This window comes from Streptomyces sp. NPDC048644 (assembly GCF_043199105.1).
In the GTDB taxonomy this organism is placed as follows: Bacteria; Actinomycetota; Actinomycetes; order Streptomycetales; family Streptomycetaceae; genus Streptomyces.
Map to the genome: position 1 here is coordinate 604,963 of NZ_JBICVO010000004.1, position 9,029 is coordinate 613,991.

Genomic DNA, 9,029 nt, shown 5'->3' on the forward strand with positions numbered 1-9,029 from the left:
GCCGCATCCGACGGCGGCCGTCCGCCCCGCCCGTTCCTCGTACGCTCGCTCACCTTGTCACTCTACGAGTGCCGGGACGGGCCCGGCCGCCCGCGCTCACAGCCGCAGCTGGTGGACGCCAAGGCCGCCCTCCGGGCGGTAGCCGAGCGCCGCGTTCACCGCGCGCATCGGGGTGTTGTCGTCGGCGACGGTCGTCATGATCTCCCGTACGCCGGGGTGCGCCCCGTGCAGCACCTCCCGCATGCGGAGCTTGACGGCCCGGCCGATGCCACGGCCGCGGTGGGCGGGCAGGACGACGGTGTCGTACTGGAGGGCCCGCACGGATCGCGGTGTGGGCAGCACGAGTTCGGTGTAGGCGGCCACGCTGTCGTCGGTCGTGGCGAGCGCTGCCACGGTCAGCAGCACCCCGCCGCGGTCGATGACGACCTGGGCGGCGGCGCGGACCCGTGCGGCGTCCCAGGGGTCCGGCCGTGCGTCGAGGTCGCCGGTGGGCGCGTCGTCCATGGCCTGGTGCGCGCGGGCGTGCGTGTCGGCGTACGCGTCGGGGACCTGGCCGCTCCAGGCGAGGAAGCGGTAGCCGTCCGGGAGCGCCGGGCGGCCGTCCGCCGGCGCCCGCGTCACGTCCTGCACGTACGCCACCAACGGCAGGGCGCAGACGGCCCCTTGGGACCGCGCGAAGACCTCGCCGGGCCCGCCCGCGTCGAGCTGCGCGCTCACCGACGTACGGGACTCGGCCGCGAGCAGGGCGCGCACCTCGGCCCACAGGGCGCCGCCGACCCCGGCCCCGCGGTGGCGGGGGTGGACGGTCAGGGCGTCGAGGAAGGCGGTGTGGGTGTTGTCCGCCGAGTCGAAGAGGCGGACCAGGGCGACCCCCGCGTATCCGCCGCCCGGCGCGGGCACGGCGAAGGCGGCGGCGCGGCTGTGCAGCGCGGGGATGCGCAACCGGCCCGCCTCGGCGGCCCGTTCGGGGGCGGGGAGGTCGGGCCGGTCGTGGGCGTGGGCGGCGGCGAGCACCGCGCACCAGGCGTCGACGCAGGCGTCGGACGCGGCGTCGATCCGGTGGGCGGGGCCGGCCGGTGCCCTGCGGGACGTGTCGTGGGACTGCACCATGCGGGGCACCGTACGCAGCGCGGACGCCCGGCGCGCCGTATTTTCCGGCGGCACCGGGCGTCCGGGCTCAGGCGTGCGGGGCGGCCGGGGCGCGGCCGGGCGGTCAGTTGCCTGCGCCGCCGTTCAGGGCGCTGCCCGCGACCCACTGCTGCCAGCTCATGTTCCAGCCGTTGAGGCCGTTGTCCGGCTGGATGGTCTTGTCCGGGGAGTTGACCATGTGGACGATGTCGCCGGTGAGGGAGTGGTCGAAGAACCACGCGCCGTCCGTGGACGCGTCGCCCGCGCCCTTGGCGTCCGCCAGGCCGATGCAGCCGTGGCTGGTGTTGGAGCTGCCGAAGATGCCCTTGCCCCAGTAGTTGCCGTGGATGAACGTGCCGGACGTGGACAGGCGCATCGCGTGCGGGACGTCGGGGATGTCGTACTCGCCCTTGCCGTCGTTGTTCGTGAAGCCGACGGTGGAGCCGTCCATCCGGGTCTGCTTGTACTTCTCGGAGATGACCATCTTGCCGTTGTAGGTCGGGTGCTCCGTGCTGCCCGCCGAGATCGGGATGGTCTTGATCGTCTTGCCGTCGCGCACCACCGTCATCCGGTGGGTGTCCGCGTCGACGGTGCTGACCTGCGAGCGGCCGACGGTGAAGCTGACGGTCTTGTCCTGGATGCCCCGGACGCCGGATGACGCCTCGACGCCGTCGAGGTCCAGCTTCATCGTGACCTTGGAGTTCGCCTTCCAGTACTCCTGGGGGCGGAAGTCCAGGCGGGTGTCGTCGAACCAGTGGCCGACGACCTTCTGGTTGCTGCTGGAGGCGACCTCGATCGCCGATTCGACGTCCTTCTTGTTCTTCACGGGCTTGTCGAAGCGGAGCGAGACCGGCATGCCGACGCCGACGGTGGAGCCGTCCTCGGGCGTGAAGTTGCCGATGAAGCTGTTCGCCGGGGAGACGGTGGTGAAGGTGGAGTTCTCCACCGCCTTACGGCCGTCGTCGTCCACCGCGTGCGCGGTGATCTTGTACTTCGTCGAGCGGTCGAGGTCCTTCTTGGGCTTCCAGGAACTGCCGTCGGCGGCGAGCGTGCCGTCGACGGTCTTCTTGGCGTCGGCGGTGGTCATCGTGACGTCGGTGAGCTTGCCGCCGCTGACCGTGACCTTGGCGTCGTTGCTGATACCCGCGGTGGCCGAGCCGTCCTTGGGCGTGATCTTGATCTTGGCCTGCGAGGCGTCCTTCGCGGCGGCCTCGTCCACCTGGTGGGAGGTCTCGTGCTTGGCGCTGCTGCCGCCGCCTGCGCCTCCGCCGCATGCCGAGAGCGTGACTACGCCCCCGAGCAACGCGGCAGTGGCTATGAAGCCCTTGCGGCGCTTGCTGTCCGTCATCACACGCTTCTCCATTGCTACCGATATACGTATTTCCCCGAGCCGCTGACCGGACGCAGGCTTCCCGGCCGACGTCCTATGAACGCATGTTCCGTTTCGCCCGTTCCACACCTGCACAAAGTGTGGGGAAGGCCACGCAATCGACCCCTGTGCGACGAAGTGGTCGCACAGGGGTCAACAGGGGCGGTCGCCGGGCCGCGACAAGCGGCTCCTGACGGTGTTCCGGACGGGTCGGGGACGGGTCAGACCTCCTCTTCGACGGCGACCTCACCCGCGAGATCCCACTCCGCGGCGTCCCACTCGGCGTCCGGGTCGTAGTCGGTCATTTCCTCGCTGCTCCAGGAAGCCTGCGCGAGTGCGGTGCCGGGGACGGCGGTGACCAGGTCGAACGGATCGACCAGGTGCGCCAGCGCCTCGGCCGGATCGTCCCTGACCGTCTCCTCGGCCTGCTTGCGGCCCTCGTCAGGCAGCGAGGGATCGCCGGCGACCTGCTCGACCGCCGCCGCGGTCAGCAGTCCGGAGTCCGTGACCTCCATGACCAGTTCGACGTGAAGACGTACAAACCGTGATGTCTCACCATTGCTCATGGGACGGAGGGTAAACACGTCCAGGGCCCGACTTCCCCGCGACCCGCGGCGGTCACTAACATCTGCGGTCAGCGGCCAATTCGCCGGACCCACAAGGGGGATTGTTTCTGTGACCGCACGACGACCACTGCTGACCGCTGCCGCCGCGGGGTCGGTGTTGATCGCCTTGTGGTTCGTACCGTCCGCCAACGCGATCGTGGAGGCTCCCGGAGGGGCCGCGGCCGACGCGCGGACCTCATCGGTCACCGGTACGGCGCCGGAGGACGAGGACGGGCAGAACAACCCCACCACCATGTCGGGCGGCGTACCGCAGAGCGGTACCGGCGCACGGCCGGACGGCGCGACCTCGCACTCCCTCGCCGAAACCGGCAGCCCGGACACCACGCCCTACGTCATCGGCGGCGCCGCCTGCCTCGCCCTCGGGGCGGGCCTGGTCAGCTACTCCGTGCGCCGCACCCGGGACGACACGGTCTGACGCGGCGGACCGGGCCCCGCGTACGCGGAGCGGCGGCCCGCCACCGGGACGGACCGCCGCTCTCCTCGCTCACCGGGCAGGCCGCCTCCCTCCGGGGCGGCCGTCCCGTCAGGCCAGTTCGCCGGTCACCGACTCCACGGCCGCGATCAGCTTCCCCGAGCGCACGAACCCGTACGCGGCCTCCAGGTCGGGCGCCAGGAAGCGGTCACCGCCCGGCCCCTGTATACCGGCCTCGCGCGCCGCGTCCACCACCGCGCGGGTGGCGGGCGCCGGTGTCAGCCCCTCGCGCATCTCCACCGCGCGGGTCGCCGCGTACAGCTCGACGGCGATGATCCGGGCCAGGTTGTCGACGGCGGTGCGCAGCTTGCGGGCGGCGGACCAGCCCATGGAGACGTGGTCCTCCTGCATCGCCGACGACGGGATGGAGTCGACCGACGCCGGCGCCGCCAGCCGCTTCATCTCGCTGACCAGGGCGGCCTGCGTGTACTGGGCGATCATCAGGCCCGAGTCGACACCCGGGTCGCCGGCCAGGAAGGCGGGCAGGCCGTGCGAGCGGTTCTTGTCCAGCAGGCGGTCGGTGCGGCGCTCGGCGATGGAGCCGAGGTCGGCGGCGGCGACGGCGAGGAAGTCCAGAACGTAGGCGACCGGCGCGCCGTGGAAGTTGCCGTTCGACTCGACCCGGCCGTCCGGCAGCACCACGGGGTTGTCGACGGCGGCGGCCAGCTCGCGGTCGGCGACCCGGCAGGCGTGGTCGAGGGTGTCCCGGCCGGCGCCCGCGACCTGCGGGGCGCAGCGGACCGAGTACGCGTCCTGGACGCGCGGCGCGTCGTCCTGGTGGTGCCCCGTGAAGCCCGAACCGGCAAGCACCTTGAGCATATTGGCGGCCGACGCGGCCTGCCCGGGGTGCGGGCGGATGGCGTGCAGCTCGGGCGCGAGGACCTTGTCCGTGCCGAGCAGCGCCTCCAGGGAGAGGGCCGCGGTGATGTCGGCCGAGGTGAACAGGCGGGCGAGGTCGGCGCAGGCCATCACGAGCATGCCGAGCATGCCGTCGGTGCCGTTGAGGAGCGCCAGGCCCTCCTTCTCGCGCAGTTCGACGGGGGCGATGCCGTGCGCGGCGAGGAGTTCGGCGGCGGGCCTCACGGTGCCGTCGGGGCCCTCGGCCTCCCCCTCGCCCATCAGCGTCAGCGCACAGTGCGAGAGCGGCGCGAGGTCGCCGGAGCAGCCGAGCGAGCCGTATTCGTGGACGACGGGGGTGATGCCGGCGTTGAGCAGCGCGGCCATGGTCTCGACGACCAGGGGGCGTACGCCGGTGTGTCCGGAGGCGAGTGTCTTCAGGCGCAGGAACATCAGGGCGCGGACGACCTCGCGCTCCACCCGCGGGCCCATCCCGGCCGCGTGGGAGCGGACGATGTTGCGCTGGAGCTGGGCGCGGAGTTCGGGGCTGATGTGGCGGACGGCGAGGGCGCCGAAGCCGGTGGAGACGCCGTAGACCGGGTCGGGCTTGGCGGCGAGGTCGTCGATGAAGGCGCGGCTGGCGGCGACGGCCGCGAGGGTGTCGTCGGACAGCTCGATCCGGGCGGCGCCGCGGGCCACCGCGATGACGTCCTGCGCGGTCGTGCCGGACGTCCCGAGCACCACAGTGTGCATATCCATATTCAGGCACCCTAGAGTTTGAATCGCCGGATGTCACCACCGGATCGGCCGATCACTCCTTACCCGGCCGGTGACCTGCGAGGCCGCCCGCCGCAGCGGGCCGCCCTCGACGTCAGCGCACGCCGCGCCGCATCCACCTCACCTCCGGAACCGCCGCCGCTCCGGGCCCGGACGCCGCTCCGGGGCGTCCGCGAGCCGCACGACCGGATCGTCCGCGCCGCCGTCCCGCCCGGCGACCACCGGCTTGTGGGCACGGGCCGCCTTCGCGCGGTACTGCGCGGCGTCCGCGAGCCGGAAGAGCCGGCGGGCGCTGCACACCTGGCCGATCGGGTCGCCGGTCGACGCGACACCCACCGCTACCCCCTCGCCCAGGTCCAACTCCCCTGCCCGCTCGCACAGTTCACCGGCCACATCGACCACGTCGTCGGCGGCGGGGCCGACCGCGAGCAGACAGAACTCGTCGCCGCCGAGGCGGGCGGCGAGGGTGCCGGGCAGCATCGCGCCGCACAGCGAAAGGACCGAGCCGAATCGTTCCAGCAGCCGGTCGCCGACCGCGTGGCCGCAGGAGTCGTTCACCTGCTTCAGCCCGTTCAGGTCGCACACGACCAGGCTGACCACGGCGGCATCCGCGCGGTGCAGTTCCAGCGCCTCGTCGAGACGCATGTCGACGGCACGGCGGTTGGCGAGCCCGGTCAGCGCATCGGTGAAGGCGAGCCTGCGGGCCTCAGCCAGCCGTTCGGTCTGCGCGATCCCGGCAGCCGCCACGGCGGCGAGCACGGTCGCGAACTCCGCGTCCCCGCCACTGAACACCGGCTCCCCGGCCCGGCGTGCGACGTACAGCTCGCCCCAGGCCCGCCCGTCCAGCACGATCGGCGCGACCACGCAGCAGCCACGGCCGCGGCGGTGCAGCGCAGCCGCCCGCCGGTGGTTGCCTAGGCCGGACGCCGCGGGCGCGGGCGGGCCCCCGGGCGACTCCTCGGCGGTCTCCACCCAGGCGTCGAGCGCGCCGCCGTCCGCCCACCGCTCGTGCAGGAAACCGGCGATCTCCGGGAACTCGTGCACCGGATACGTCTCGTCGTCAGGGAACTCCTGCTCCCCTTCGGCGAGTTCACCGACGTTGACCAGCACCCGCAGCTGCCCCAGGTCGCGCTCCCAGGCCGAGATCGCGGCGAAGGAGCCGCCCAGGGCCAGCCGCACGCCCTGCGCCGCCGCATGGGCGGACTCCCGTGGTGTGTGTGCGGTCGCCATCGCCTGCGCCAGCTCCACCACGGCGCGCAGCCTCACATCGCCCTCAGCCGTCACCGGACCCTCGCATTCCGTCACCGTGAGCACGCCTTGCGCCCCAGCGTAGGAATGTTTCATCCTATTCGCCCCTTCCGTGCGCCTTCCATGCCGGGGCGCACTCCTCACCCAGGGGCACCTTCGGCGGCGGCGCGGGGGCGGGCCCGGCTCACTCCCCCGGCCAGTCCGGATCCCGCTTCTCGTTGAACGCCGCGACACCCTCCGCGCGGTCACCGGAGAACGCCACGCTGCGCCACGCGGCGTCCTCCACTTCGAGCCCGGCCCGCAGGTCGAGGCCGTGACCGAGCCGCAGCGCCCGCTTCGCCGCCCGCAGCCCGACCGGCGAGTTACGGGCGATCCCGGCCGCCAGCGCCAGCGCCTCCGTACGGTCCTGGCCGTCCGCCACCAGCTGGTCGACGAGCCCGAGCCGCGCGGCCTCGCCGGCCGGCACCCGGCGGGCGGTGAACACCAGCTCGGCGGCGCGGGCCGCACCCACCCGGCGCGGCAGCAGCTGCGTCCCGCCGCCGCCCGGGATCACCCCCACCGACACCTCGGGCAGCCCGACCACCGCACTGCCGTCGGCCACGATCAGGTCGCAGGCCAGCGCCAGCTCGAAGCCGCCGCCCAGCGCGAAGCCGTGCACCGCGGCGATGGTGGGCTGCGGCAGCTCCAGGACGCCCGTGTACGCGGCACGGGTGTGCGGGCGCTGCCGCATCAGGTCCGCGTCCGTGAAGGAGTTCCGCTCCTTGAGGTCGGCGCCGACGCAGAACGCCCGCTCGTGGGTGGAGCTGAGCACGACCGCCCGCACGGAGGTGTCGGCGGCCAGTTCGGCGCAGGCCCGCGCCAGGCTGTCGGCCATCGCCGTGGACACCGCGTTCATCGCCTTGGGGCGGTCCATGACCAGTTCCGCCACGAAGCCGTGCCGGTCCACGCCGACCCATTCACCGAAGCGCTGCATACGTCCCTCCCTGTTAACGACCGTTGATTCGGTCCCGCGGCGATCATTCCAGGTGCGGCGGCGGGGCGACAGGGAGGTCGCGGCGTTCGGGGCGTTCGGGGCGCTTCGTCAGTCGCGGCGGCTCAGCAGCCAGGGTTCGACGACGCCGAGGCCGCGCACGGGGCGCTGCCACATCGGCTGCAACGCGAAGCGGTACGTCGGCAGGGCCGGGACCATGCCGTCCGCCTCCGCCTGCGCCGCGGCCTTCTCCGCGGCAGCCGCTGCGGCCTCCGACACCGGTGCGTCGCCGGTGCGGCCCAGCTCCTTCGCGAACGCCTCGTCCACCAGCACCGTGTCCTTCGGCGCTATCGACGTCAGCCGGCTGGCGAGATTGACGGTCGTGCCGAAGACGTCGCCCATGCGGGTCGTGACCGTGCCGAACGCGATGCCGACCCGCAGCTCGGGCATCGTCTCGTCGTTCGTCATCGTCTCGATCAGCCGCAGGCCGATCTCCGCGGCGGTGCCCGCGTCGTCGGCGGCGAAGAGCACTTCGTCGCCGAGGGTCTTGATGAGCCGGCCGCCGTGCGCGACCACCAGGTCGGAGCAGGTGGTCTCGAACGCCTCGACCAGCTCGCCCAGTTCCTCCTCCTCCAGGCGGCGGGTCAGGCGGGTGAAGCCCACCAGGTCGGCGAAGCCGACGGCCAGCCTGCGGTCGACCATCTCGTCGTCGTCCTGGGCCCGTACGACCCGGCCGGTCGCCGCGGCGAGCTGGCGCCGCCAGACGTAGACCAAGAACTCCTCCAGCTCGGGGAGGAGCAGCTCGACGAGCGGGTAGGTGATCTCCGTACGGGTCATCCCGGAGTCCTGCGGCTCGGTGAGGCCCTCCAGGAACGAGTCGATCTGCCAGTCGGCGAGCCGGGCGGTGGTCTGCCCGGTGGAACGCGCGACCTGCACGGCCATCGCCTCGCTCAGCAGCCCGGCCTCGACGAGGCCCGCGAGCCGCCGCAGGGCCAGGACGTCGGCCTCGGTCAGCGCCTTGACCTGGCCGATGTCGGCGAATCCCATGGCGCGCCAGAACCGGGCCGCCAGGTCCATCGAGACGCCGGCGCTGCGGGCCGCCTGGAACGGCGTGTAGCGGCGGTCGGCGCCGAGGATCAGCGCCTCCAGCCGGATGGCGATGGTGTCGTCCGGGTCGGCGGACGCGTTCCCTGCGGGCGCGGTGCCGTCGGTGGCCGCGCCGTCGGTCGGTCCGCCGGCGTCGTCGGCGCCCGCGGGGTCGTCCTGCGTGGCGGCCGTCTCGCGCGAGGTGGCGTCATCCGCCGCGCGCGGGACGGCGCCCGAGTCGTCGGTGGTCACCGCCCGCTCCCTGTCCGATGCCTGCGCACTGCCCTTCCGATCACTGCTCGCCCGTGGTCCGCTCCCCGGCGGACCGCCTCAACGATACGGCAGGTGTGCTCTGGCTCACTCTCACCTGGGGCATTGTCGTGTGCGGTTGGCGGGTGGGGGCTGGTGTTCGGTGGTCGCGTGGTGTGTGGGGGTGGGGTGGGGGGGGGGGGGGGGGGGGGGGGGGGGGGGGGGGGGGGGGGGGGGGGGGGGGGGGGGGGGGGGGGGGGGGGGGGG

8 protein-coding genes are annotated in these 9,029 nt (G+C 73.2%); 1 reads left to right on the forward strand and 7 read right to left on the reverse strand.

What is annotated here, in order from left to right:
- Positions 1 to 96: 96 nt before the first annotated feature.
- The 3 genes from ACGFNI_RS12345 to ACGFNI_RS12355 all read right to left on the reverse strand — a co-directional run bounded on the left by ACGFNI_RS12345 (position 97) and on the right by ACGFNI_RS12355 (position 3,063).
- The gene (locus ACGFNI_RS12345) at positions 97 to 1,110 is read right to left on the reverse strand and encodes a GNAT family N-acetyltransferase (protein WP_393682991.1); all 1,014 of its coding nucleotides are present in this window, start codon (positions 1,108 to 1,110) and stop codon (positions 97 to 99) included.
- A 103-nt stretch (positions 1,111 to 1,213) separates the two neighbouring features.
- Positions 1,214 to 2,491 carry an Ig-like domain-containing protein gene (locus tag ACGFNI_RS12350; RefSeq protein WP_393682993.1) on the reverse strand — a complete coding sequence of 426 codons (1,278 nt, stop codon included), beginning with the start codon at positions 2,489 to 2,491 and terminating at the stop codon, positions 1,214 to 1,216.
- A 227-nt stretch (positions 2,492 to 2,718) separates the two neighbouring features.
- Positions 2,719 to 3,063: a hypothetical protein gene (locus ACGFNI_RS12355; protein WP_393682995.1), complete on the reverse strand. Its 345-nt coding sequence runs from the start codon at positions 3,061 to 3,063 to the stop codon at positions 2,719 to 2,721.
- Positions 3,064 to 3,172: 109 nt separating this feature from the next.
- On the opposite strand from ACGFNI_RS12355, the gene ACGFNI_RS12360 reads away from it, so the two are divergent.
- Entirely contained in the window at positions 3,173 to 3,538 is a 366-nt protein-coding gene (locus tag ACGFNI_RS12360) for an LAETG motif-containing sortase-dependent surface protein (protein ID WP_393682997.1), read from the forward strand.
- Between the two features lie 108 nt (positions 3,539 to 3,646).
- Here ACGFNI_RS12360 and hutH read toward each other — a convergent pair whose 3' ends face one another.
- The 4 genes from hutH to ACGFNI_RS12380 all read right to left on the reverse strand — a co-directional run bounded on the left by hutH (position 3,647) and on the right by ACGFNI_RS12380 (position 8,765).
- Complete coding sequence (gene hutH / locus ACGFNI_RS12365; protein WP_393683062.1) at positions 3,647 to 5,185, reverse strand: histidine ammonia-lyase; 1,539 nt, start codon at positions 5,183 to 5,185, stop codon at positions 3,647 to 3,649.
- Positions 5,186 to 5,329: 144 nt separating this feature from the next.
- On the reverse strand, positions 5,330 to 6,439 hold the full coding sequence (locus tag ACGFNI_RS12370; RefSeq protein WP_393683064.1) for a diguanylate cyclase domain-containing protein: 1,110 nt from the start codon (positions 6,437 to 6,439) through the stop codon (positions 5,330 to 5,332).
- A gap of 202 nt (positions 6,440 to 6,641) precedes the next feature.
- On the reverse strand, positions 6,642 to 7,430 hold the full coding sequence (locus ACGFNI_RS12375) for an enoyl-CoA hydratase/isomerase family protein (RefSeq protein ID WP_393682998.1): 789 nt from the start codon (positions 7,428 to 7,430) through the stop codon (positions 6,642 to 6,644).
- A gap of 108 nt (positions 7,431 to 7,538) precedes the next feature.
- Positions 7,539 to 8,765 (reverse strand): adenylate/guanylate cyclase domain-containing protein, encoded by a 1,227-nt coding sequence (locus tag ACGFNI_RS12380; protein WP_393683000.1) that lies wholly within the window; start codon positions 8,763 to 8,765, stop codon positions 7,539 to 7,541.
- Positions 8,766 to 9,029: the final 264 nt, after the last annotated feature.

Coding starts and splice junctions, on each gene's coding strand:
- ACGFNI_RS12345 (WP_393682991.1), bottom strand. CDS start 1,110: ATGGTGCAGTCCCACGACACGTCCCGCAGGGCACCGGCCGGCCCCGCC.
- ACGFNI_RS12350 (WP_393682993.1), bottom strand. CDS start 2,491: ATGGAGAAGCGTGTGATGACGGACAGCAAGCGCCGCAAGGGCTTCATA.
- ACGFNI_RS12355 (WP_393682995.1), bottom strand. CDS start 3,063: ATGAGCAATGGTGAGACATCACGGTTTGTACGTCTTCACGTCGAACTG.
- hutH (WP_393683062.1), bottom strand. CDS start 5,185: ATGCACACTGTGGTGCTCGGGACGTCCGGCACGACCGCGCAGGACGTC.
- ACGFNI_RS12370 (WP_393683064.1), bottom strand. CDS start 6,439: ATGGCGACCGCACACACACCACGGGAGTCCGCCCATGCGGCGGCGCAG.
- ACGFNI_RS12375 (WP_393682998.1), bottom strand. CDS start 7,430: ATGCAGCGCTTCGGTGAATGGGTCGGCGTGGACCGGCACGGCTTCGTG.